The 23907-nt window shown below is 74.6% G+C and carries 18 protein-coding genes; 13 read left to right on the forward strand and 5 right to left on the reverse strand.

Features of this window, described 5'->3' with window-relative positions; translation table 11 throughout:
* Positions 1–325: 325 nt before the first annotated feature.
* Complete coding sequence (locus tag ACIQCH_RS35325; RefSeq protein ID WP_402587936.1) at positions 326–1102, reverse strand: class I SAM-dependent methyltransferase; 777 nt, start codon at positions 1100–1102, stop codon at positions 326–328.
* Positions 1103–1290: 188 nt separating this feature from the next.
* Here ACIQCH_RS35325 and ACIQCH_RS35330 point away from each other — a divergent pair, with 188 nt between their 5' ends.
* Entirely contained in the window at positions 1291–1920 is a 630-nt protein-coding gene (locus ACIQCH_RS35330) for a CGNR zinc finger domain-containing protein (protein ID WP_402587897.1), read from the forward strand.
* Here ACIQCH_RS35330 and sodX read toward each other — a convergent pair.
* Positions 1824–2327 (reverse strand): nickel-type superoxide dismutase maturation protease, encoded by a 504-nt coding sequence (sodX, locus tag ACIQCH_RS35335; protein WP_402587899.1) that lies wholly within the window; start codon positions 2325–2327, stop codon positions 1824–1826. The two genes, ACIQCH_RS35330 and sodX, sit on opposite strands and share 97 nt — an antisense overlap.
* 76 nt (positions 2328–2403) lie before the next feature.
* Between sodX and sodN the strand changes: the two genes are divergently transcribed.
* The 4 genes from sodN (at position 2404) to ACIQCH_RS35355 (ending at position 4752) form a co-directional block, all read left to right on the forward strand.
* The gene (sodN, locus tag ACIQCH_RS35340; RefSeq protein WP_030209807.1) at positions 2404–2799 is read left to right on the forward strand and encodes a superoxide dismutase, Ni; all 396 of its coding nucleotides are present in this window, start codon (positions 2404–2406) and stop codon (positions 2797–2799) included.
* A gap of 176 nt (positions 2800–2975) precedes the next feature.
* On the forward strand, positions 2976–3938 hold the full coding sequence (locus tag ACIQCH_RS35345; RefSeq protein WP_402587901.1) for a zinc-binding dehydrogenase: 963 nt from the start codon (positions 2976–2978) through the stop codon (positions 3936–3938).
* Between the two features lie 80 nt (positions 3939–4018).
* Entirely contained in the window at positions 4019–4228 is a 210-nt protein-coding gene (locus ACIQCH_RS35350; protein ID WP_030209810.1) for a helix-turn-helix domain-containing protein, read from the forward strand.
* The gene (locus ACIQCH_RS35355; RefSeq protein WP_402587903.1) at positions 4228–4752 is read left to right on the forward strand and encodes a Clp protease N-terminal domain-containing protein; all 525 of its coding nucleotides are present in this window, start codon (positions 4228–4230) and stop codon (positions 4750–4752) included. The genes ACIQCH_RS35350 and ACIQCH_RS35355 overlap by 1 nt, the downstream gene beginning before the upstream one ends.
* A 143-nt stretch (positions 4753–4895) precedes the next feature.
* Here the strand turns inward: ACIQCH_RS35355 and ACIQCH_RS35360 are convergent, their stop codons facing one another.
* The gene (locus tag ACIQCH_RS35360) at positions 4896–5081 is read right to left on the reverse strand and encodes a DUF6104 family protein (RefSeq protein WP_030209812.1); all 186 of its coding nucleotides are present in this window, start codon (positions 5079–5081) and stop codon (positions 4896–4898) included.
* 156 nt (positions 5082–5237) lie between these two features.
* Here ACIQCH_RS35360 and ACIQCH_RS35365 point away from each other — a divergent pair, with 156 nt between their 5' ends.
* From ACIQCH_RS35365 to fxsT, 8 genes are all read left to right on the forward strand, one after another.
* Positions 5238–5813, forward strand: a complete 576-nt coding sequence (locus ACIQCH_RS35365; protein WP_402587905.1) for a CU044_2847 family protein — start codon at positions 5238–5240, stop codon at positions 5811–5813.
* Positions 5810–7906, forward strand: coding sequence for a trypsin-like peptidase domain-containing protein (locus tag ACIQCH_RS35370; protein WP_402587907.1), 2097 nt, complete (start codon positions 5810–5812; stop codon positions 7904–7906). The genes ACIQCH_RS35365 and ACIQCH_RS35370 overlap by 4 nt, the downstream gene beginning before the upstream one ends.
* A gap of 63 nt (positions 7907–7969) precedes the next feature.
* Positions 7970–8974 carry a MoxR family ATPase gene (locus ACIQCH_RS35375; RefSeq protein WP_030209821.1) on the forward strand — a complete coding sequence of 335 codons (1005 nt, stop codon included), beginning with the start codon at positions 7970–7972 and terminating at the stop codon, positions 8972–8974.
* A gap of 27 nt (positions 8975–9001) precedes the next feature.
* A complete protein-coding gene (locus tag ACIQCH_RS35380) occupies positions 9002–12475 on the forward strand; it encodes an SAV_2336 N-terminal domain-related protein (RefSeq protein WP_402587909.1) in 3474 nt (1157 codons plus the stop codon).
* A 96-nt stretch (positions 12476–12571) separates the two neighbouring features.
* A complete protein-coding gene (locus ACIQCH_RS35385) occupies positions 12572–12757 on the forward strand; it encodes an FXSXX-COOH protein (RefSeq protein WP_402587911.1) in 186 nt (61 codons plus the stop codon).
* A gap of 129 nt (positions 12758–12886) precedes the next feature.
* Positions 12887–14143 carry an FxsB family cyclophane-forming radical SAM/SPASM peptide maturase gene (locus tag ACIQCH_RS35390; RefSeq protein ID WP_402587913.1) on the forward strand — a complete coding sequence of 419 codons (1257 nt, stop codon included), beginning with the start codon at positions 12887–12889 and terminating at the stop codon, positions 14141–14143.
* A complete protein-coding gene (locus ACIQCH_RS35395; protein WP_402587915.1) occupies positions 14140–15510 on the forward strand; it encodes an aKG-HExxH-type peptide beta-hydroxylase in 1371 nt (456 codons plus the stop codon). Before ACIQCH_RS35390 ends, ACIQCH_RS35395 begins: the two co-directional genes overlap by 4 nt.
* An 85-nt stretch (positions 15511–15595) precedes the next feature.
* Entirely contained in the window at positions 15596–18589 is a 2994-nt protein-coding gene (gene fxsT / locus ACIQCH_RS35400) for an FxSxx-COOH system tetratricopeptide repeat protein (protein WP_402587917.1), read from the forward strand.
* A 77-nt stretch (positions 18590–18666) separates the two neighbouring features.
* Here fxsT and ACIQCH_RS35405 read toward each other — a convergent pair whose 3' ends face one another.
* The gene (locus ACIQCH_RS35405; protein ID WP_402587919.1) at positions 18667–22578 is read right to left on the reverse strand and encodes a multifunctional oxoglutarate decarboxylase/oxoglutarate dehydrogenase thiamine pyrophosphate-binding subunit/dihydrolipoyllysine-residue succinyltransferase subunit; all 3912 of its coding nucleotides are present in this window, start codon (positions 22576–22578) and stop codon (positions 18667–18669) included.
* Between the two features lie 260 nt (positions 22579–22838).
* Positions 22839–23900 (reverse strand): ATP-binding protein, encoded by a 1062-nt coding sequence (locus ACIQCH_RS35410; protein WP_402587921.1) that lies wholly within the window; start codon positions 23898–23900, stop codon positions 22839–22841.
* Positions 23901–23907: the final 7 nt, after the last annotated feature.

Genomic DNA, 23907 nt, shown 5'->3' on the forward strand with positions numbered 1-23907 from the left:
CCCGAAGCCCTCGGGGTGGGCCTGCCGCAGGGCCTGCAGGCCGCCCCTGTCAAGCGCCGAGGGGACCCACACACCACGGGACCCACCCCCGAAGCCACCCAGCCAGCCGAAGCCCCGGCCCACCCCCCGACACGCCGTCCACGCACACCACAGGGGCGCTTTCCGGCCTACTTCGACACCCGACTTCCGAGCCCGATCTCCGCTCCCGAGCTCGCCGTCCGAGCCGACCACCGAGCTCGCCGTCCGAGCCGACCACCGAGCTCGCCGTCCGAGCCCGACTTCGGAGCCCGCTCTCCGAGCCCGACTTCGGAATCCGACTTCCGACCTACTTCAGGGCGAGGACCAGCGCGTCGGAGGGGGAGCGCCAGACCGGGCGGGCCTCCGCGAAGCCGGCCTCCAGCAGCGTCCGGGCGTGCCATTCGGCGGACGGGGCGTCGCCGTCCGCGTGCTCGCCGTAGATCTCGTACCGGCGGGCGGTGGGCTCGGCCAGCGCGGGGTCCTGCGCGGCCAGGGCCCACCAGTCCGCCCAGTCCAGCGCGCCCGCGCCCCGGGCACGCTCCATCACGGCGTGCCGGTGGGCGCGCTCGGCGGCGTTGATGCGCGGGGTGGACTCGTCGATCATGTGGTCGGCGTTCATGAAGGCGCCGCCCGTGCGGAGCAACGGGACGAGCTGCCCGTACAGCGTCGCCAGCGGCCCGCTGTGCAGCCAGTGCAGGGCCGTCGCGGTCAGGATCGCGTCGTAGGACGCGTACGGCAGTCGGGTGACCCACTCGGGGTCCTTGAGGTCGGCGGTCACGAACCTGGCGCGCGGGTCGCCGGCGAAGTGCCCTCGGGCGATGGTCAGCAGCGCGGGGTCCAGATCCACCCCGGTGCTCACGGCGTCCGGGAACCGCTTGAGGAGCCGGTCCGTGATACTTCCCGTACCGCACGCCAGGTCGAGCACCCGGGGCGCGGTGCCCGCCAGTGCCTCGACCATGTCCAGCATCACGCGGAACCGCTCCTCGCGGTCGGGCATGTACCACTCCTGCTGGCGGTCCCAGCTGTCCTGCCAGGCCTGCCAGTCGGTGCCCGCACCGTCCTCCGCCGTACCCGTACCCGTCACCGCATCCGTCACTGCGCCCGTACCCGTCCCCGTCACCGCACCCGTCGCCGCGCCCGTACCGATGGCCGAACCTGCTGCCGTCCCCGTCACCGTGATCCCTCCACAGTCTCGTACGTAATACCCTCAGTACTGAACCGGCTCTTACCGTCGACAGTGCAGACCCTAGACCGCTGCCGTAAGGACTACAAGTGGAACTGGCCCATTACTCGGACTGGGCCGTGCGCCTCGTCAACACCGAGGAGCCGGCCCGCGCCAAGGACTCGCTCACCTCCGTCGAGGCCGTCCGCGCCCTCTTCGTCTCCGCCTCGCAGATGGGCCGCCGGGTCACGGACGCGGACGTGACCCGCTTCCGATCCGTGCGCGCCCGGCTGCGCGCGATCTTCGAGGCGGCCGACGGCGGGGACTCGACGCTCGCCGTGGACCTGCTGAACTCGCTGCTGCTGGAGTTCCCCGTCAGCCCGCAGATCTCCGGCCACGACTACCTCGACGAACAGGGTCGGCCGCGCTGGCACATGCACCTGGCCGAGCACCCCTCCAACGCCACGACGGGGTACGCCGCCATCGCCGCGATGGGGCTCGCGATCCACCTCACGGAATACGGCGCCGACCGGCTCGGCCTCTGCCAGGCCCCGCCGTGCCGCAACGCCTACCTCGACACCTCGACCAACCGCTCGCGCCGCTACTGCTCCGACCGCTGCGCCACCCGCGCGAACGTCGCCGCCTACCGCGCCCGCAAGCGCTTGGAGGCCGAACGGTCGGCGAACACCGGGCGCAGCGCCGACAGCGCCCACCAGACGCGGGCGGAGAGCGAGGTCTGATCGGGGCGCCGCGGGCGGTAGCGCAGCCGTACGGTCGCCAGGACGAACTCCTCGGGGACCGTGCCGTAGTCGGTGCTGTCGCCGCCCGCGAAGGCGTTGTCGCCCAGCACCCACCAGCCGCCCTCGCGCCGCTCGGCGGCCCGCTTGACCACGAGCAGGTCCTGCTGGAAGGGGTGGCGGAGGATGACGACGTTCCCCGGGCGGACCGGAGCGCCGTAGCGGACCAGCAGCCAGTCCCCGTCGAGCAGGGTCGGCACCATCGAGGGGCCGGACACCTCCACCGTCTGGAACGGCACCCGCATCGGCATCCTCGACACCCACCCCTTCGGCACGTCACACCTCCCGGCGCGATCCGTACGTTCGTTCACCGCGTCCATAGTGACCCTGGACTTTTGTCCTAAGCCCATGGGGGCGCTCGCGAAATCGGCTTTCTCACGGAGTAATCTCCCACCTGAGAAGACGATCACGAGGAGGACGAGCTCAATGCTTTCCCGCCTGTTTGCCCCGAAGGTGAAGGTCAGCGCCCACTGCGACCTTCCCTGCGGTGTCTACGACCCCGCCCAGGCCCGCATCGAGGCCGAGTCGGTCAAGGCCGTCCAGGAGAAGTACCAGGCCAACGAGGACGCCGACTTCCGCGCCCGCGCCATCGTCATCAAGGAGCAGCGCGCGGAGCTCGCCAAGCACCACGTCTCGGTGCTGTGGAGCGACTACTTCAAGCCCCCGCACTTCGAGAAGTACCCCCAGCTGCACACGCTGGTGAACGACACCCTGAAGGCCCTCTCGGCCGCCAAGGCGTCGAACGACCCGAAGACCGGTGAGAAGGCCCTGGAGCTCATCGCCGAGATCGACCGCATCTTCTGGGAGACCAAGCAGGCCTGAGCCCGCCACCTCCCTTGCGAAGGGCCCGCACGGTTCGCCGTGCGGGCCCTTCGTGCTGCCCGCCCGTGCTGCCCGCCGTGCTGCCGCCCGTGCGGCGGGGAGTGCGACGAAGAACTCACCCCGTCGGCGGCGGAGGGTATGGATCACGGTGTCTACCGGGCGGTAGCGTCCGGGACATGTTCGCCGCCTACGCCGCCCGCATCGACCGTGACCAGCCGCTCAGCGGCCTCGAGCTGGGCGAACGCCCGGCGCCCGAGGCCCGGCCCGGCTGGGTGACCGTGAACGTCAAGGCCGCCTCGCTCAACCACCACGACCTGTGGTCGCTGCGCGGGGTCGGTCTGGGGGAGGACAAGCTCCCCATGATCCTCGGCTGCGACGCCGCCGGGATCGACCAGGACGGCAACGAGGTCGTCCTGCACTCCGTGATCGGCCAGAGCGGCCACGGGGTGGGTCCGGACGAGCCCCGCTCGATCCTGACCGAGCGCTACCAGGGCACCTTCGCCGAGCAGGTGACCGTACCCGCGTGGAACGTGCTGCCGAAGCCGAAGGAGCTCAGCTTCGAGGAGGCCGCCTGCCTGCCGACCGCGTGGCTGACGGCGTACCGGATGCTGTTCACCAACGCGGGTGTCCGGCCCGGCGACTCCGTCCTCGTCCAGGGTGCCGGTGGCGGTGTCGCCACCGCCGCGATCGTCCTCGGCAAGGCCGCCGGCCTGCGCGTCTTCGCCACCAGCCGTGACGAGGCCAAGCGCGAGCGGGCCGTGGAGCTGGGCGCGCTGGAGGCGTACGAGCCCGGGGCCCGGCTGCCGCAGCGCGTCGACGCGGTGATGGAGACCGTGGGCGCGGCGACCTGGTCGCACTCGGTGAAGTCGCTGCGGCCCGGCGGCACGATCGTCATCTCCGGGGCCACGAGTGGTGACCGGCCCTCGCACGCCGAGCTGACCCGGATCTTCTTCCTGGAGCTGAAGGTGGTCGGCTCGACCATGGGCAGCAAGGACGAGCTCGAGGACCTGCTGTCCTTCTGCGCCGCGACGGGCGTGCGCCCGGTCATCGACCAGGTGCTGCCGCTCGACCGGGCCCGCGAGGGCTTCGAGCGGATGGCCTCCGGCGATCTGTTCGGGAAGGTCGTCCTGACCGTGTGAGGTCTCCCGCCGAGGGCCGCGACGCCCCCGATTCGTCAACAGTGGTTGACGAATCGGGGGCGTCAACCTATGTTGACGACATGACCGAGGCAACCGATCTGGCCGAGCGGGCCGGCGACCGTGACCCGCGCATCGGGCTCCGGGCCGTCGCCGCGCTGCGGCGGCTGTTGGAGCAACTGGAGGCCGTACAGGTCCGCAGCGCCAGGAACCAGGGCTGGTCCTGGCAGGAGATCGCGGCGGAACTCGGCGTCAGCAAGCAGGCCGTGCACAAGAAGTACGGGAGGCAGTGATGTTCGAGAGGTTCACGCGGGAGGCCCGGGACGTCGTCACCGGGGCCGTCGGACACGCCGAGCGCGCCGCGGCGGAGCGGGTCACCGAGGAGCACGTGCTGCTGGCCCTGACGGACAGGCCGCCCTTCACGGCGCTCGGGGTACGGCCGGAGGCCGTGGCCGAGTCGCTCGCCGAGGCCCGCCGTCGCGGGGGTCTGTCGAAGGCCGACCAGGAGGCGCTGGCGAGCCTGGGCATCGACCTCGGCGAGGTCGTCTCGCGCATCGAGGAGGCCCACGGCGTCGGGGCACTGGACGGCGGGCCCGCCCGGCGCCGCTCCGGCCGACCCCGGTTCACCCCGGGCGCGAAGAAGGTGCTGGAGCAGTCGCTGCGGATCGCCCTCGGGCGGCGCGAGCGGCACATCGGCACCGAGCACCTGCTGCTCGCACTGCTGACCCGCCCGGGCAGCCCGGCCGAGGTGCTGGCGGACCTGGGGGTCACCTACGCCCGCGTCGAGGCCGCGCTGACCCCGCCCAGGGCGAGCTGAGCGCCCGAGCGGGGACGTACCGGGCCACCGCCCCGGGCCCGCGGGACGGGCCCGGGGCTCCTCGTGCCCGACGGCTCGGCCTGCGAGGGCCTGTCTTTCGGATCAGGCCGGGCTCGCGGGCCCAGGCTCGACGGCCGGCTCGACTACTCGTCCTCGTCGTCCTCGTCGTCGAGCCGGGCCAGCCAGGTGGCGAGGCGCTCGACCGGGACCTCGAAGTCCGGGTTCAGGTCGACGAAGGTGCGCAGCTGCTCCGCGAGCCACTCGAAGGTGATCTCCTCCTCGCCGCGCCGCTTCTCAAGCTCTTCGATGCCGCGATCGGTGAAGTACACAACTGGCTCCGTGTCCGTGGGGGTCATTCCCGGTCAGGATAATCCGCCGCTCCCGGGGGCCTCCCGCACACCCCGGCGCGGCGCTAGCCTGGAATGCTTCAACAGGCTTGGTCCGGGTGCCGGTTGGGCCCGTGAACGGGGGCGGGGGCGGGGCGGATGGCCGACGAACTGGTCAGCGTGGAGCTGGACGGGAAGCCCGTGCTGATGCGGGTGAGCGGCCCCGAGCGGCTGCCGCTGGTCCCGGCCCAGGGGACGTACGCGGACCCCGGCGGGGACGGCGGCGCTGGTACGCACGGCGGCACCGGCCGGCCCGCCGGCACCGGCCCCGGCAAGTACACCGACACCGGCAAGTACACCGACACCGGCAAGGTCGCCGACCGCGTGGCCCGGGGCATCGAGGGGCTCGACGACCTCGTGCGGGGCGTCGCGGGGGCCATGCGCCGGGCCACCGAGGCACTCGAACCCCAGCAGGTCAGCGTCTCCTTCGGCATCGAACTGGCCGCCAAGCCCGGCAAGGTCGTCTCGCTGCTCGCGGACGTGGAGGGCAAGGCCGCCCTGACGGTGACCCTGACCTGGCAGAACGACACACCGGACGGCGGGCAGGTCCACGGGCACGGCGACGGCGACCAGGACCGCGGCCGGAGCGCCGTACGGGACGACGGGCCGCCCCTCGACGGGCCGCCCACCGGCGGGCCGCCCCCCGGCGGCCCGGGCCGGGAGGCCCGGGGGTGACGTACGGGCGCACGGCCGGCTCCGCGCGCGCCTTCGAGATCCTCGAACCCCTCGTCACGGCCGCGACCGTACGCGTCCACGCCCCGCCCCACGGGTATGAACCGGACGAGTACGGCGCGCCCGGGGCCCACGACGTCTGGGGGAGCGGCTTCTTCGTGGCCCCCGGCTGGGTCCTGACGTGCGCGCACGTGGTCGGGGAGGGAGGTGGCGGCGCGGTGCGGACCGTCGGCCGCGAGGTCGGCATCACCTTCGCCCCCGGCGTCGGCCCGGCGACCGGCACGGTCGCGGGCCGGGTGGAGTGCGTCCTGCCCGAGGCCCCCGTCCCCACCGGCGGCATGTGGCCCGCCCCCGACCTGGCGCTCGTCCGCGTCCTCGACCCCGTCGACCACGCCTGCGTGTGGCTCACCGACCGCCCGCGCGTCAACCGCTTCGCCGACGTGGCGTACTTCGGCTGCACCGACGACACCGGCCGCCCCGAGACCACCGGCCGTCCCACCCGGCTGCGCGGCGACCTCGGCGGCAGCGCCATGGTGCGTCTCGGCGCCGACGACGAGGTCGACCCGGGGATGTCCGGCGGGCCCGTCGTCGACCTGGAGCGCGGCGAGGTCATCGGGGTCGTCAAGGCCCGCCGCAACGACCGTGGCGGTGGCCTGGCCGTCTCCGTCACCCAGCTGCGCACCCTGCCCTCGACCGCCAAGACCGGCCTGTACCGGCGGGTGCTGCGGGCCCACGACCGCTACCACCACGACCAGCACCAGAGCGACCAGAACACCCGCCCCACCTGGACCGACGCCCACACCCGCCTCCAGGACGGGGCCGCCGGCGAGTCCGTCGGCCGGTGCCTCACCGCCGCCGAGCGGACCACCCTCACCGGGCTGCTCGCCGAACTCCCGCCACCCGCCTCCTCCGAGGCCGTCCAGCGGCTGGTCGCCGACGTCCTCGGCGAGGACTGGACCGGTCTCGGCATGGCCCCGCTGACCTGGCGCGACGGCCTGGGCATGCTCTACGACCCGGCCGGCGAGCGCAGCGAGGCCGCCGTCATGCTCCGGTACGCCACCGACGTCTCCGTGGCCGAGCACCGCGAGACGCCGCTGTCCGGGGCGGACGAGGACCTGTGGGACTGGGTACGGGCCACCGCGGCCGGCGGCCGGTTCTGGCGCAGCCTGCGCAAGGACCTCGGCGACCGGCGCGAGGCGGGCCTGGCCGCCCGGCGGCACGGCGGCCAGGCCCCGCCCGCCGGCGCCCCGCTGCCGGGCCCGGCCGGGGCGCTGCCGCCCGGGCCCTCGGTGCTGCTGGAGGTCTGGTCGCACGGCTGGGAGGAGGCGTACGACTGGCGGGTCTCGGTGCTGCTCGGACCCGAGCACACGGCCCCGATCGGCTCCGGCGTCCGGGCCACCCGGGACGGACTGCCCGACGCCGTGCGGGCCCCGCTGGCGGAGGCGTTCCGCCGCTGCGACACCACCGGTGCGGCCGCCCTGCTGGAGGCCGCGGTGGCGCCCGAGCTGTTCGGCCTGGCCGTCGACGAGTGGGTGGTCTCGGGCGGGGTGCCGGTGGGGGTGCAGCGGCCCGTGGTGCTGCGCTGGCCCGGCGGCACCGGCGAGGACGGCTGGCCGGACGGACCGGGAGGCGCGGGCCCACCCGGCGGGACCGGCGCGGGCGGGGAGGACTTCCGGCGGGTGGCGGCGCGCTGGGCGCGGGTCATGGCCGGCCCGGTCCAGGAGGCGCGCGCCGACTGCCGGGGCGGCCGGCCGCGTACGCCGCCGTACGCCTGGCTCGGGACCCTGCCCGAGAACACGGTGCCGGCGCACTGCCGCATGGGCGGCCTGCACGCGGTCCAGCGGGCCGGGTTCGGGGTGGTGCTGTGCCGGCGGCCCCCGGCGGGCGGCGGCTCCTGCGCGCCCTTCCACCGGGGCGTCAAGGAGGAGCTGGCCGAGGCGGTGCGGGGCGACGCGCTGCCGGTACGGCTGCAGGCGCTGCGCGGGCGGGCCTACGGGCGCGACCCGGACGCCTACTGGGCCACCGGGCTCGGACTCGTGTGGGACGACCCGGGCAGACCGCTGCCGACCGTCGACCCGCTCCAGGGCGACCTGTGACCCGCACGCGGTACGCCGGCCCCGCCCGGGGGCGGCGTCGACGAAGGAGAATGGGGGCTTTCCGTGAATGACGAGTGGCTCATCTACCGCGGCGTCGGGGAGCCGCACGACGGGATCGCCGCGCTGCCCGACCCGCCGCCCTGGCGCGACTTCGACGGCGGCCCGGTGGCCGCGGCCGACCCGGCGGACGCCGAGCCCGACAGCACCGCCGCGCGCCGGCTGGGCGCCCATCGGCACGCGGCCGAGCTGCACCGCCCCGAGACCGAGGAGCTGGAGGCCATCAACGCGGCGCTGTACCTGCGCCGCCCCCTGCTGGTGACCGGCCAGCCCGGCACCGGCAAGTCCACGCTCGCGCAGGCCGTGGCGCACGAGCTGAAGCTCGGCCGGGTGCTGCGCTGGCCCGTGGTCTCGCGTACCGTCCTCCAGGAGGGCCTCTACCGGTACGACGCCATCGCCCGGCTCCAGGACGTGCAGATCGCCGCCAACGGCGGGACCCCCGCCCCCGGCATCGGGACCTACATCCGGCTCGGCCCCCTCGGCACCGCCCTGCTGCCCTCCGAGCGGCCGCGCGTGCTGCTCGTCGACGAGCTCGACAAGAGCGACATCGACCTCCCCAACGACCTCCTGAACGTCCTGGAGGAGGGGGAGTTCGCCCTTCCGGAGCTGGAGCGGGTCGCGGACCGCGAGCCCGAGGTCGAGGTGCTCACCGACGACGGGCGCAAGGTGACCGTCCGGGACGGCCGGATCCGCTGCCGGGCCTTCCCGTTCATCATCCTGACCAGCAACGGCGAACGGGAGTTCCCCGCCGCCCTGTTGCGCCGGTGCATCCAACTCCGGCTGGCCCAGCCGGACGAGAAGCGGCTGGCGACGATGGTGCGGGCGCACCTCGGCGAGGAGGCCGCCCGGCTGGGGGCCGACCTGATCCGCGAGTTCCTCAGCCGCTCCCAGACCGAACTCGTCGCCGCCGACCAGCTGCTGAACGCCATCTACCTCACCCACCACGCGGCCCCGCCCTCCCGCGAGGACCTGGCCGACCTGCTCATCCAGCGCCTCGACCGCTCCCGGTGACCGACTCGACCGTCAGGGTGACCCGCGATGACCGCGTCCGCCGCAGGCCCGGGCCCCGGCCCGGAGCCCCGTCCCGACCCCGACCCCGATCCTGCCCACGTCCCGGCCTCCGCCCACGCCCCGGCCCCCGGCCCGCTTCCTGACGCGCCGCGCGAACTCCGGTACCTGGTGCGGGTGCTGCGCGCCGCCGGGCTCGACCCCGACGCCGAGGAGCTGGCCGACGCGCTGTGGCTGGCGGCGGCCCGCGGCGGCCCCGTGCCGCCCACCGCGGCCCCGGCCGGGCGGCCGCCCGTACGACGGCCGGAGGAGCCCCCGCGGCAGCCGGCGGCAGCCCCCCGCCCCGGCCCCGTCCCGGGCCCGTCCGCGGGCCCCGACCGGCCCGCCGACCCCCAGGTCACCCTCTACGCCCCCGGCCGCCCCGCCTCCGCCGGCGAGCCCGCCGGGAGCCGGTCCACCGGCGGCGCCGTGCCCGTCCGCGTGCCCGCCGCCGGTGCCCTGCCCCGGATCCTCGACATCCAGCGGGCCCTGCGCGCCCTGCAGCGCCACCGCCCGCCCGCGCCGCCCGCCCGGCTGGTCCTCGACGAGACCGCCACCGCCGACGCCAGCGCCCGCGCCCTGGGCCTGGCCATCCCCGTGCTGCGGCCCGAGAACCGCCGCGAGACCACCCTGCGCCTGGTGCTCGACGCCTCGCCGTCGATGGCCGTGTGGCGGGACCTGTTCGACGAGCTGCGGTCCGTCTGCGAGCGGCTGGGCGCCTTCCGCGACGTCCAGGTCCACCACCTGCACCGGCTGTCCGACGGCACCGCCGCCGTCGGCCGCGGCCCGGAACCCGACACCCCGCTGCGCTCGGGAGAGCAGCTGCGCGACCCGACCGGCCGCGGCCTGACCATGGTGGTCAGCGACTGCGCGGGGCCGGTGTGGCGGGAGGGCGAGGCCCAGCGGCTGCTGTACCGCTGGACCGAGTGCACCCCCTCGGTGATCGTCCAGCCGCTGCCGCAGCGCCTGTGGGCCCGTACCTGGCTGCCCACCGAGCGCGGCCTCCTCGCCCGGACCGAGGACCCGGCGGGTCCGCTGCGATTCGCCGCCGACCGGCCGCCGCTGCCGGGACGGCCCCGGGGCGGGCTGGCCGTACCCGTGCTGCCGCCCAGCGCGCCCGCGCTCGGCGCCTGGGCCCGCCTGGTGGCCGGGCTCGGGGACGGGGCCGTGCCGGCCGAGGTCGGGCGGGTGCTGGCCGCCCATCCCGCCGTGCCGCTGCCACCGCCCCGGGCCGCCCGGCCGGCCCGCGAACTGGTCCGCCGCTTCCGGTCCTCCGCGGCCCCGCGCGCCGTGCAGCTCGCCGTGTACCTGGCCGCCACGCCGCTGAACCTGCCCGTGATGCGCATGGTGCAGCGCACGATGCTGCCCGGCTCGGAGCCCTCCGACCTCGCCGAGGTGCTGCTGAGCGGACTGCTGAAGCGCACCGGCCCGGCGCCGGGGGAGTGGTACGAGTTCGTCGACGGCGTGCAGGACGTGCTGCTCGGCCCGCTGGGGCGGGACGAGGCCGCCCTGGTCCTGAAGCACTGCTCGGAGTACGTCCTCCAGCACTTCGGCCGGGGCGTGCGCAACTTCCCGGCCCTGGCCGCGGCCCAGCTCACCGGGGCGCCCGCGCCCGAGGCGGTCGCACCCACCGGCGCGGGGGAGCCGGCGGGCCGCCCGGCCGCGGCCCGGCTGCCGCAGGCCTTCGCGCAGGTGTCCGCCAAGGTCGTGCACCGCTACCTGCCGGCCCCCGACGCACCCGCCGGGGGCGCGGACCCGGCGGTGACGCCCCCGGCACCCGACCGGGAGGCGGCGGTCGCAACGGCCCGCGGCCGCCTCGCCGTGTTCGACCGGGACGGCAACCAGGGCGCCCTGCACGAGGCCGTGGCCGTCCTGCGCCGGGCCACGGCCGTAGCCGGGCACGCCCCCGGGGAGGCCGAGGCGGAGCTGGCCGGGGCGCTGCTGCGGCTGTGGCACGTGCAGCGCGACCCGGAGCTGCTGACCGAGGCCGAACGGGCGGCCCGGCAGGTCGCCGGCCTGCCCGCGCTGGTGCGGGCCCGCGCCGTGCTCGGGCGGGTGCTGTACGAGCGGGCCACCGACCCCGCGGCGGCCGCCCCCGCGCGGGCCGGCGCGACCGGTGGGCGCGGCGGGGCCGTCGCCGAACTGCTGGCGGCCGCCGACCGGGAGTTCGCGGCGGTGGGCGCGGCACCCGGGGCGGAGCCCGCGCTGCGGCTGGACTGCGTCCTGCGCCGGGCCGAGGTGCTGACCCGGATCGCCGCGCTGCGCGGCGATCCGGGCGCCCTGCACGACGCACTGGCCGCCCTGGAGGAGTTCGACGCCGGCGAGCGGGCGCGCGGGGCCGCCCGGGACGGGGACCTGCAGCTGGCGCTGGGCCGGGTGCTGGTGGCGCTCGCGGAGCGGGCCGGCGACCCCGCCGAGCGCACCGAGCTGGCCCGGCGGGCGGCCGTACGGCTGGACGCGGGGCTCGCGGCCCTGCCCGGGGCCGCCGACGATGCGTCCGGGCGCGGCTCCGCCGCCGCGGCGCGGCACGCCCGCGCGCGGGCCCGGCTGGACCTGGCCACCGCCCTGCGCCACCTGCCCGACCGGCTCGACGAGGCGCTCGCGCAGGCCGGCACCGCGCTCGACGAGGCCACCGGGGACCCGGAACTCCGACTGGCGGGCCTGGTCCGGCTGGCCCGGGTGCACCTGGCCCGGTGGGAGCGGTACCGGGAGCCGGCCGCGCTGGAGGCGGCCGCGGACGCGTACGCGCGCGCCCGCCGGCTGGTGCCCCGCGACGCGGAGGCGTACGGCGAACTCCTCGCGGAGTGGGGCGAGGTGCTGCTGGAACTGACCTGGTCCGTGGACGGGCGCCGGTACGCCTCGCAGGCCGTCCGCGTGCTGCGCGACAGCAGGGCCGCCGTCCCGCAGCACGACGAGCGCTCCGCCCGGCGGTTGATGCGGCTGGCCTGGGGGCTGCGGCTGCGGCACGACCACGAGGGCGACCTGGTGGACCTGCGCGAGGCGGAGTACCTGCTGGAGCTCGCCGTCCGGCACGGCCGGAGCCCGCTGGAGCGGGCCCGGGCCTGGCGCGAGCACGGCGACGTCCAGCAGGAGATCCACCGGCACACGCGGGCCGCCGACCGGCTGGACCGGGCGGCCGACTCCTACCGGCGGGCCTGGCGGGCCGCGCTGGAGGCGGACGCGGGGGAGCGGCGCGGCGCGACCCTCGCGCTCGCCGCGCGCGTCCAGCAGCTGCGCGGCGAGGTGCTGGAGCGGCTGGAGCGGCCGCGTGCGGCGCTGGACGCCTACCGGGCGGCACTGGAGCTGTGGCAGTGGCTCGACGCGGCGCCGGTCGCGGCGGACGAGGGGGCCGGGCCGTGGACCGCGCACGCCGGGGACCCGGACCCGCGGGCGGCGGCGCCCGGGGACCTGGGGCTCAGGGAGGCGGTCCGTGCGCGGGTCCGTGCGCTGGGGGGCGCCCTGTGAGCGCGCTGTTTTCCGGACCTGTGCTGCGGGAAAGTGGACTGGACCGCGCCGCGGGTCGCCGCGCGTGCGGGACGACCGGGGGACAAGGAGCTGATGGTGACAGAGCGTCAGGAAAGCACCGCGCGGGCGTGCCAGGGCCTGCTGCCCGATCTGTCCGGGCTGGATCTGGCCACCCTGCGCGGGATCGACCACGCGGTGCTCGCGGGGGTGATCGAAGGCCTGGTCGCACGCGTCACGCACCCGGCCGACGTGCTGAGCGACTACGCGGAGCGGGCGTCCTGAGGGCCGCGGCCGGCGGTGGGGCACACGGGTCGCAACCGGTCCGAAGGTGACCGCGGTTGACCGTATTCCGTCGTTAGGCGGTCACGGCCGGAGGGCAGGGATGGACCGTCCGCAGGGGGAGGAACACGGATGAGGCCCAGGACCACCGAGGGCGGCGGCACGCGCGCGCACCACCGCCACGCCCCCTGGCCCTACGCGCGCCTCGACGTCCCCGCCCTGCGCGCGGCCGGCCACCGGCCGCACCCGCTGCGGCAGTTCGTCCTCAAGACCCGCAGCCGCTGCAACCTCGCCTGCACGTACTGCTACGTCTACTCGATGGCCGACCAGAGCTGGCGCGGCCGGCCCGACGCGATGTCCACCGCGACCCAGGACCTGGCCGCCCGCCGCATCGCCGAGCACGCCCGCACCCACCACCTCGCCCGCGTCGACCTCGTCCTGCACGGCGGCGAACCGCTGCTCGGCCCGCCCGAGCAGCTCACCGGCCCCGTGGACCGCATACGGGCCGCCCTCGCCCCCGGCACCGAGGTCACCGCCGCCGTGCAGACCAACGCCACCCTCCTCACCCCCCGCCGCCTGGACGCCCTGGCCGCCGCGGACATCCGGGTCGGCGTCAGCGTCGACGGCGGCCTGCCCGCGCACAACGCCCGCCGCGTCACCCACCGCGGCCGCCCCGCCTTCGCCGCCGTCGACCGCGGCCTGCGCCTGCTGGCCCGACGGCCCGAGAGCTACGCCGGACTGCTGTGCGTGGTCGACATCGGCCAGGACCCGGTCGAGACGTACGAGTCCCTGCTCGGCTACGCCCCGCCCACCCTCGGGCTGCTGCTGCCGCTCGCCCACTGGAGCAGCCCGCCGCCCGGTGCCGGGCCCGGTCGCACCCCGTACGGGGACTGGCTGGTGGCCGTCTTCGACCACTGGTGGCGGGCCGAGGCCCGGCGCACCCGCATCCGGCTCTTCGAGGAGGTCATCGCCCTGCTGCTCGGACTGCCGGCCGCCACCGAGGAACTCGGCCTCGGCCCCGTCGCCGCCGCCGTGATCGAGACCGACGGCACCCTGGAGCAGGCCGACTCCCTCAAGTCCGCCTACGAAGGCGCCGCCCGGACCGGGCTGCGCCTCGACACCCACACCCTCGACGAACTGCTCGACCACCCCGGCATCGCCGCCCGTCAGCTCGGGCGCGCGGCGCTGGCCGGCGAGTGCCGGGGGTGCGAACTCGTCGCGGTCTGCGGGGGCGGGCACTACCCGCACCGGTACCGGGCCGGGGCCGGCTTCCGCCAGCCCTCGGTCTACTGCGCCGACCTCCAGGTGCTCATCCGGCACGTCGCCGCCGCCCTGCACGCCGCCGCGACCGCCGCCACCGCGGGCCCCGCCCGGGAGCTCGCCTCGTGACGGGGGGCCCGGAGGTCCCCGGGTTCCTGCGGGCCGAGGGCCCCGTGCTGCGCGCCCTCGCCAGTACGGAACCCAGCCCCGAGGGCGCCCGGCTGCTGCGCGACGCCCGCCGCAGCAAGCGCCTGCTGCTCCTGCGGGCCGTCCTCGACGCGGCGCCGAACGGCGAGGGCGGGGAGCACTGGGCCCTGCTCGAAGAGGCCGAGCGCCACGACCCCACCGCCGTCCAGGACGTCCTGCACTACCCGTCCACCGGTGTCTGGGCCGAGGAGACCCTGCGCCTCCTGCACCCCGCCGCCGACGGACCGCACGACGGACCGCACGGCGCAGTGCACGACGGACCGCACGGCGGCCGCCCCGACGACACCCCCGCCCCCGACGGTCCCGCCCCCGGGAGCGGCCCGCCCCGCCGCCGTCCCGCCCCCGCGCCCGACCTCGGCCACCTCGGCGCCCTCGCCGTGGCCGCCGCCCTGCGCGCCGGCCTGACCTTCAAAGCCGTCCTGCGCCCCACCCAGGGCCGCCTCGCCCTGCCCACGCTCGGCCTGTTCCGCCCCGCCCGGCCCGGCCCGGTCGCCCTCACGGAAGCCTCCTGGGACCCCGCCGACCCCGCCGTACTGCCGCTCCACGCGCTCCCCGGCGGCCGGACCGTCCTCGACGACCTCGACCCGTACCGCGCCCCCGCCACCGGCATGCCCGTCCAGGCCGCCCGCCGCCTCACCCCGCGCGGCCACCGCCGCTGGGACACCCAGTGGTCCGCCGCCCTCACCCTGCTCGACCGGTACGACCCGGCCCGCGCCGCGGAGGCCGCCGGACTGCTGCGCTCCGTCGTACCGCTCGCCGGCGGCTCCCGCTCCACCGGCGCCACCCTGCCCGCGGCCCCCGGCTCCGTCCTGGTCCGCAGCCAGTCCCCGCCGGCCCTGGCCGCCACGCTCGTCCACGAGGTGCAGCACGGCAAACTCGCCGCCCTCACCGACCTCGTCACCCTGCACACCGCCGACCGCACCCCGCGCCACTGGGCACCCTGGCGCAGCGACCCCCGCCCGTTCGAGGGACTCCTGCACGGCACGTACGCCCACCTCGCCCTGGCCCGCTACTGGCAGCGCGCCGCCCTCTTCGGCGCCCGGGCCGCCTGGGCCACCCACGCCCGCTACCGCGCCCAGGTCGCCGCCGTCCTCCCCGGCCTCCAGGACCACCCCCACCTCACCCCCGCCGGACGGGAGTTCACCCGCGCCATGGCCGAGGCCGAGGCCGCCATGGACGAACTCCCCCCGCCCGGCGACCCGTACGCCACCGCCCGCGCCGCACTCGCCCGCGAGCGCCGCGCCTGGCTCGACCGGCACCCCGAACTCGCCGCGGTCACACCGGGTTGATGCCCCGTGACCTGCGGTATCTTTCCCCCCGTCCACACCCGTCCCGCGGACCGCGTCCGGGGGAGCCTCCACAGGGAGACGGTGCATGACCGCCAGCCGGCAGGACCTCGAAGGCGCACCCCAGCGCTTCGTCATCAGCTTCGCGGGGTTCAACCGCCCCTGGGCGGCGTGGATCGGCCACCGCCTGGAGGAGCACGGCCACCGGGTCGCCCTCCAGCGCTGGGACCCGCAGCGGGCCGGTGACCTCGGCGAGGCCCTGGAGGACCTGGTCCGGCCCGGCGCGCGCGTCCTGATCGTGCTCAGCGAGCGCTACTTCTCCGGCGGCTCCCACACCGAGGAGCAGTGGAACACCGCCCTGCGCACCGTCATCCGCGCCCACCCCGACCGGTTCGCCGCCGTCAGCCTCACCGACGTCCGCCTCCCCGCCGCCACCGCCGCACTGGAGCAGGTGGAGCTGTGGAGCGTCGACGCGTACGAGGCCGAGTACCGCGTCCTGCGCCGCCTGGAGCTGCCCACCGACCGCATCGGCACCGAGACCGGCCGCCGCGGTCCCCGCTTCCCCAACGACCCGCCCGAGATCTGGGGCCGGGTACCGCGCCGCAATCCCCGCTTCACCGGCCGCAACGACGTCATCGGACGGCTCCGCGAGGCCCTCGCCGAAGCCCCGCCCGGCGCCGCGACCGTCACCCTCCTCGGCCTCTCCGGCGTCGGCAAGACGCAGATCGCCACCGAGTACGCCTACCGCTTCGCCTCCGAGTACGACGTCGTGTGGTGGGTCCCCGCAGAGGACCGGCCCACCCTGCGCGAACGCCTCGCCGACCTGGCCCCCGCCCTCGGCCTCCCGCTGGGCACCGGCAGCTACGGCGAGCAGATCCGCGCCACCCTCGAAGCCCTGCGCCGGGGCTCCCCGTACGGCCGCTGGCTGATCGTCTTCGACGGCTGCGACAACCCCGACGACCTCACCGACCTGCTGCCCTCCGGCGCCGGCGACGTCATCATCACCTCCCGCAACCGCGAGTGGGCCTCCCGGCACACCAACCTCGTCGAGGTCCCCCTCTACGCCCGCGCCGAGTCGATCACCTTCATCCGCCGCCGCGCCCAGCGACTGGGCGGCGGAGAGGCCGACCAGCTCGCCGAGGCCCTGGAGGACTACCCCCTCGCCCTCGACCAGACCGCCGGCTGGCTCGCCTCCTCGCCCCTCACCGTCGGTGACTACCTCACCCTGCTGCGCCGCAGACTCGACTCCCACGAGGCCGTCACCGTCTCCGAGGACTACCCGCTGCCCTTCCCCACCGCCCTGGCCATACTCCTCAACAACGTCCGGGAGAACTTCCCCGACGCCCTGGCCCTGCTGCGGCTCTTCGTGTTCTTCGCCCCCGGGCCCGTACCGCTGCGCCTGCTGCGCGAGTTCCCCGCCGACGAGGTGCCGGAACAGCTCGCCGGGCTCATCAACGACCAGATCCGCTGGAACGCCGCCCTCAACAAGCTCGTGCAGTTCTCCGTGGTCCGCCTGGAGTACTCCGACCTTCCCGTGGACGAGGGCGGCGGCGGGCTGGAGACCGTCCAACTGCACCGCATGGTGCACAACATCGTGCGCGACAACCTCGCCGAGGAGGAGGCCGTCCCGCTCGCCCGCGCCGTCCGCCAGGTGCTCGCCGCGGCCGACCCCGGCCGCCCCTCCGACTCACGCCTGTGGCCCCGGTACGCCGAGCTCATCCCGCACCTCGAACCCGCGGGCGTCCTGACCAGCACCAACCCGCGCATCCAGAACTTCCTCCTCAACTGCCTGCGCTACCTGATGCTCAGCGGCGAGTACCGCACCTGCCTGCGGCTGGCCGAGCAGGCCGACGGCGCCTGGCGCGCCATGCTCGGCGACGACCACGACCAGGTCCGCGAGCTCAGCTACCAGTACGGCGGCGCCCTGCGCATGCTCGGCCACTTCCGGCAGGCCGAGGCCCTCAGCCGCAGCCGTCTCGAACGCCTCACCGCCGAGCGCGGCGACCGCGACCTGGAGACCCTGCGGGCCATGTCCGCGCACGGCGGCGTCCTGCTCCGCGTCGCCCGCTTCGAGCAGGCCCACCAGCTCTTCGAGCGGATCCTCGGCGCCTACCGCGAACTCCTCGGCGAGGACCACTCCACCACCCTCAACGAACAGAACAACCTCGCCGCCGCCCTGCGCCTGCTCGGCCGCTACCAGGAGGCCTACGACCTGGACCTCGACACCCAGCGCCGCCGCGAGCGCGTCCTGAAGGTCCGGCACATCGCCACCCTCAACTCCGGCATCGCCTGCGCCATGAACCTGCGCCTGATGGGCCGCTACCGCGAGGCCCTCACCCGCCAGGAGCAGGGCCTGCGCCTCAACACCCAGGTCCTGGGCGCCAACCACCCCCAGTCCCTGCGCGCCGAGCACAACCTGGGCCTGTGCCTGCGCCGTTCCGGCGACATCCCCGGCGCCGGCGCCCGGCTGCGCAGCGTCTGGGAGCGCTCCACCCGCGTCTTCGGCGCCAGTTACCCCTGGACCCTGATGGTGGCCTCCGACTACGCCACCTACCTGCGCGAGTACGGCGACATCGAGGAGGCCCGCCGCATCTCCGAGGACGTCGTGCGCGGCTACCAGACGCAGCTGGGCCTGGCCCACCCGTACAGCATCGGCACCGTCGCCAACCTCGGCCTGGTCCTGCGCGCCCAGGGCGAGCGCGAGGAGGCCCTCAGCCTGTGCGAGCAGGCCCTGGTCGGCATGCGGGGCGCGCTCGGCGACCGGCACCCGTGGACCCTCGGCGTCGCCCTCAACGCCGCCGGCTGCCGCAACATCACCGGCCGGCTGGAGGACGCCGCCGGCCTCAGCCGCGACACCCTGCGCACCGCCGAGTCCGTGCTGGGCGGCGAGCACCCCATGGTGCTCAGCCTCCAGACCTCGCTCGCCGCCGACCTGCGGGCGCTCGGGCGCATGGAGGAGGCCGGCAAGCACGAGGACGACGCCCTGCGGATGCTGACGCGCACCCTGGGCACCCAGCACGTCCACACCGTCTCGGCCCGCCAGCGGGTCCGGCCGTACTGGGACTTCGAGCCGCAGCCCTAGCCAGAACCGCCGCGCACGCCGGAAGGCCCGGCCCCCGCGAGGGGACCGGGCCTTCCGGTACGTGCGTCCTGCGCGGCTCAGGCCTCGAAGACCTCGGCCACGAGCTGCGCCTGCTCCGCCTGGTGGCGCTTGGCGGAACCGACGGCCGGGGACGAGCCGTGCGGGCGCGAGATGCGCCGCAGCCGCTCGCCGGCCGGGATGTCCGCGCCGACCGCCAGGTCGAGGTGGTCGATCAGGTTCAGCGCGATGAACGGCCACGCACCCTGGTTCGCCGGCTCCTCCTGCGCCCAGATGTACTTCTCGGCGTTCGGGAACTTGGCGATCTCCGCCTGGAGCTCCTCACCCGGCAGCGGGTACAGGCGCTCGATGCGGATGATCGCGGTGTCCGTGACGCCCCGCTTGACCCGCTCGGCCTCCAGGTCGTAGTAGACCTTGCCCGCGCAGAAGACGACCTTGCGCACCGCGTTCGGGTCCACCGTCGTGTCGCCGATGACCGGACGGAAGGTGCCCGAGGTGAACTCCTCGGCCTTCGACGCCGCCGCCTTCAGACGCAGCATCGACTTCGGGGTGAAGACGACCAGCGGCTTGTGGTGCGGGTTGTGGACCTGCCAGCGCAGCAGGTGGAAGTAGTTCGACGGCAGCGTCGGCATGGCGACCGTCATGTTGTCCTGCGCGCACATCTGGAGGAAGCGCTCCGGGCGGGCGGACGAGTGGTCCGGGCCCTGGCCCTCGTAGCCGTGCGGCAGCAGCAGCGTGACGCCGGAGGTCTGGCCCCACTTCTGCTCGGCCGAGGAGATGAACTCGTCGACGACGGTCTGCGCGCCGTTGACGAAGTCACCGAACTGCGCCTCCCAGAGCACCAGCGCGTCCGGGCGGGCCAGCGAGTAGCCGTACTCGAAGCCCATGGCCGCGTACTCGGAGAGCAGCGAGTCGTAGACGTTGTAGCGCGCCTGGTCCTCGGAGAGGTAGAGCAGCGGGGTGTAGTCCTCGCCGGTCTCGCGGTCCACGAGCACCGCGTGGCGCTGGCCGAAGGTGCCGCGGCGCGAGTCCTGGCCGGACAGGCGCACCGGGGTGCCCTCGAGCAGCAGCGAGCCGAACGCCAGGGTCTCGCCCATCGCCCAGTCGATCGTGCCGTCGTCGATCATCGCGGCGCGGCGCTCGATCTGCGGGCGCAGGCGCGGGTGGACGGTGATCCGCTCGGGGACGTTGACCTGGGACTCGGCGATCCGCTTGACGACCTCCTGGGAGATCGCCGTCGGCACCGACACCGGGAACTGCGGCTGGACGGCCGGCACCGGGGCGGCGACCGCCGGGTTGGCCGCGGCCTCGCGGACCTCCGCGAACACCTTCTCCAGCTGGCCCTGGAAGTCCTGCAGCGCCTGCTCGGCCTCTTCCAGCGTGATGTCGCCGCGACCGATGAGGGACTCGGTGTAGAGCTTGCGCACCGAGCGCTTCTTGTCGATCAGGTCGTACATCAGCGGCTGCGTGAAGGACGGGTTGTCGGCCTCGTTGTGACCGCGGCGGCGGTAGCAGATGAGGTCGATGACGACGTCCTTGTTGAACGCCTGGCGGAACTCGAAGGCGAGCCGCGCGACGCGGACGACGGCCTCCGGGTCGTCACCGTTGACGTGGAAGATCGGCGCCTCGATCATGCGGGCCACGTCGGTGGCGTACATGGAGGAGCGCGAGGACGTCGGGGCGGCGGTGAAGCCGACCTGGTTGTTGATGACGATGTGGACCGTGCCACCGGTGCGGTAGCCGCGCAGCTGCGACATGTTCAGCGTCTCGGCGACCACGCCCTGGCCGGCGAAGGCGGCGTCGCCGTGCAGGGCGACGGGCAGGACGGTGAAGTCCGTGCCGGCCTTGCCGATGACGTCCTGCTTGGCGCGGACGACACCCTCGAGGACCGGGTCGACGGCCTCCAGGTGGGAGGGGTTGGCGACCAGGGAGACCTTGATCTGCTCGCCGTCGAGGCCCGTGAAGGTGCCCTCGGCGCCCAGGTGGTACTTCACGTCGCCGGAGCCGTGCATCGACTTCGGGTCGAGGTTGCCCTCGAACTCGCGGAAGATCTGGGCGTACGACTTGCCGACGATGTTCGCCAGCACGTTCAGGCGGCCGCGGTGGGCCATGCCGATGGCGACCTCGTCGAGGCGGGCCTCGGCCGCGGAGTCGATGACCGCGTCGAGCAGCGGGATGACCGACTCGCCGCCCTCGAGGGAGAAGCGCTTCTGGCCGACGTACTTCGTCTGCAGGAAGGTCTCGAAGGCCTCCGCCGCGTTCAGGCGGCGCAGGATGCGCAGCTGCTCCTCGCGCTCCGGCTTGGTGTGCGGGCGCTCGATGCGGTCCTGGATCCACTTGCGCTGCTTGGGGTCCTGGATGTGCATGAACTCGATGCCGGTGGTGCGGCAGTACGAGTCGCGCAGCACGCCGAGGATGTCGCGGAGCTTCATCATCGACTTGCCGGAGAAGCCGCCGACCGCGAACTCGCGCTCCAGGTCCCACAGGGTGAGGCCGTGCTCGGTGATGTCGAGGTCGGGGTGCTTGCGCTGCTTGTACTCCAGCGGGTCGGTGTCGGCCATGACGTGGCCGCGGACCCGGTAGGAGTGGATCAGCTCGAAGACGCGGGCGGCCTTCGTGACGTCGTCGTCGTGGCTGGTGTCGATGTCGCGCAGCCAGCGGACCGGCTCGTACGGGATCCGCAGCGACTCGAAGATGCCGTCGTAGAAGCCGTCCTCGCCGAGGAGCAGGTTCGCGACGATGCGCAGGAACTCGCCGGAGGCCGCGCCCTGGATGACCCGGTGGTCGTAGGTCGAGGTCAGGGTCATGACCTTGGAGATGCCCAGCTTGTTCAGGGTGTCCTGGGAGGTGCCCTGGAACTCGGCCGGGTAGTCCATGGAGCCGACGCCCATGATCACGGACTGGCCGGGCATCAGGCGCGGGACCGAGTGGACGGTGCCCAGGCCGCCGGGGTTGGTCAGGGAGACCGTCACGCCGGTGAAGTCGTCCATCGTCAGCTTGCCGACGCGGGCGCGGCGGACGATGTCCTCGTACGCCTGCCAGAAGCCGAAGAAGTCGAGGGTCTCGGCCTTCTTGATGCCGGCCACCACGAGCTGGCGGTCGCCGTTGGGCTTGACCAGGTCGATGGCGAGGCCGAAGTTCACGTGCTCCGGCTTGACCAGCGTCGGCTTGCCGTCCTTCTCCGCGAAGGAGTAGTTCATCGACGGCATGGCCTTGATCGCCTGGACCATGGCGTAGCCGATGAGGTGGGTGAAGGAGACCTTCCCACCACGGGCGCGCTTGAGGTGGTTGTTGATGACGATGCGGTTGTCGAACAGCAGCTTCACCGGGACGGCGCGGACGGACGTGGCCGTCGGCATCTCCAGCGAGGCGTTCATGTTCTTCGCGACGGCGGCGGCCGGGCCGCGGAGCGTCACCAGCTCGGGGCCCGCGGGGGCCTCGGTGGCGGGCGCGGCAGCAGCCTTGGGGGCAGCCGGGGCAGGGGCCTGAGCAGGCGCGGCCGGTGCGGCGGCCGGGGCCTGGGACGTGACAGTCACAGCGGGAGCACCAGAGGGGGAGGCAGGAGCAGAGGCAGGAGCTGAAACAGCAGAAGCCGGAGCCGACGGAGTCGTCGGCGCCGGCACGGCGGCGGGCGCAGCGGCGCCGACCGCCCCCGTGGCGGCGGCGTCGCGTCCCAGGGGTGCGGCGTAAGCCGCTCCGGTGGAGCCGGTGCTTGCACCGGGGGCCGTCGGGGCGGCAGGAGCTGCCGTGTTACCCGTTGTGGTGTGAGCGGCCTGTGCGGAGGCGCCCCCACCGGGCTTGTAGTCGGCGAAGAAGTCCCACCAGGCCCGGTCTACGGAGTTCGGGTCCTGGAGGTACTGCTGGTAGATCTCGTCGACGAGCCACTCGTTCGCCCCGAAGCCTGCGGCAGGGTTCTTCCCGCCTTCTGCTTGGGGCGCGGTGCTCGGATTACTCGGGGACTGTGGCGACACGGCGGCAACCGCCCTCTTCCGCTTCACAAGGTGATGGACAGCGGGAATAAAGGCTACGCCTTGCCGGGCGGGTGATGCAGGCCGGGCGGTGCTTTGGTCGTGCACGTCACATCGAACGGCGGGTTTCACGGGCTGGAATGGCGGGAAACAAGCGTGGTTCGCGTACGCGCGATCGAGGGTGCGGCCTCCGGGCCCGCATCCTGACCTGATCCTTGGCACACCGTGGCCGAGATCACTGCGTTCTCTGTTCGAACCCTACGTCAACCTGCGCCTTTGGGTACTCCCGGAAGGGTGACCCGGATTCGGCAACCTCGTGACGATTCGGCCACGCCTATGTCACCGCCGTGCAGTCCGACCGCCCAGCGGGCGATCGCGAGCCCCAGTCCGGTGCCCCCGTCGCCGCCCGTGGCACTGCCGCGGTTGAACCGCTCGAAGACCCGGTGCCGCTCCGCCTCCGGGATCCCCGGGCCCTCGTCCTGGACCTCCAGCACCAGGCTGCCGGGGTGCTCCCCGCGCCGGGCCCGGACCGTCACGCGGCCGTGCGGCGGGCTGTGCTTGATCGCGTTGTCGATCAGGTTCGCCACCACCTGGTGCAGCCGCTCCGCGTCCGCGTGCGCGGTCAGCTCCGGCGGGAACACGTCCAGGTGCAGGTGGACGTCCGCACGCGTGCTGTTGCGCCCGAAGGCGAGCCCGCGCCGGGCGGCCGCGAGTCCGGCCTCCTTCAGGACGCCGGAGAGGTAGGGCCAGACCTCGAAGGGGCGGGCCCGCAGCGGTACGACACCGTTGTCCAGCCGGGACAGGTCGAGCAGGGTCTCCACCAGCCCGCCCAGCCGCTCGCTCTGCTTCAGGGCCGTCCGCATCGTCTCGGGGTCGGCCGCCTGGACCCCGTCCACCACGTTCTCCAGCACCGCCCGCAGGGCGGCGATCGGGGTGCGCAGCTCGTGGGAGACGTTGGCGACCAGCTCCTTGCGGTGCCGGTCCACCGCCTCCAGGTCGTCGGCCATGCGGTTGATCGTCACCGCCAGGTCGCCGAGCTCGTCGCGGCGGCCGGTCCCGCTGACGCGGCGGGTGTAGTCGCCGTTCGAGATCGACCGGGCCACCGTGGTCATCTCGTCCAGCGGCGCGGTCAGGCTGTGCGCCACGAACTGGGTGATCAGCATCGAGGCGATCACCGAGAACACCGTGATGAAGCGCAGCTCGGTCTCGGTGCGCAGGGCCACCATCAGCAGGCCCGTGGTGATGAAGACCGAGACGACGACGAGCGTGCCGAGCTTGGTCTTGATCGAGAAGGGACGCAGGCCGGGCCCCGGTCGGGCGTTCATGCGCTGC

The organism is Streptomyces sp. NPDC093225 (assembly GCF_044753805.1).
Taxonomy (GTDB): domain Bacteria; phylum Actinomycetota; class Actinomycetes; order Streptomycetales; family Streptomycetaceae; genus Streptomyces.

Bases quoted from the DNA above. Each gene is read 5' to 3' on its own strand.
- ACIQCH_RS35365 (WP_402587905.1), top strand. From the start codon at position 5,238: ATGGCCGACGAACTGGTCAGCGTGGAGCTGGACGGGAAGCCCGTGCTG.
- ACIQCH_RS35410 (WP_402587921.1), bottom strand. From the start codon at position 23,900: ATGAACGCCCGACCGGGGCCCGGCCTGCGTCCCTTCTCGATCAAGACC.
- ACIQCH_RS35350 (WP_030209810.1), top strand. From the start codon at position 4,019: ATGACCGAGGCAACCGATCTGGCCGAGCGGGCCGGCGACCGTGACCCG.
- sodN (WP_030209807.1), top strand. From the start codon at position 2,404: ATGCTTTCCCGCCTGTTTGCCCCGAAGGTGAAGGTCAGCGCCCACTGC.
- ACIQCH_RS35345 (WP_402587901.1), top strand. From the start codon at position 2,976: ATGTTCGCCGCCTACGCCGCCCGCATCGACCGTGACCAGCCGCTCAGC.
- ACIQCH_RS35390 (WP_402587913.1), top strand. From the start codon at position 12,887: ATGAGGCCCAGGACCACCGAGGGCGGCGGCACGCGCGCGCACCACCGC.
- sodX (WP_402587899.1), bottom strand. From the start codon at position 2,327: ATGGGCTTAGGACAAAAGTCCAGGGTCACTATGGACGCGGTGAACGAA.
- fxsT (WP_402587917.1), top strand. From the start codon at position 15,596: ATGACCGCCAGCCGGCAGGACCTCGAAGGCGCACCCCAGCGCTTCGTC.
- ACIQCH_RS35355 (WP_402587903.1), top strand. From the start codon at position 4,228: ATGTTCGAGAGGTTCACGCGGGAGGCCCGGGACGTCGTCACCGGGGCC.
- ACIQCH_RS35380 (WP_402587909.1), top strand. From the start codon at position 9,002: ATGACCGCGTCCGCCGCAGGCCCGGGCCCCGGCCCGGAGCCCCGTCCC.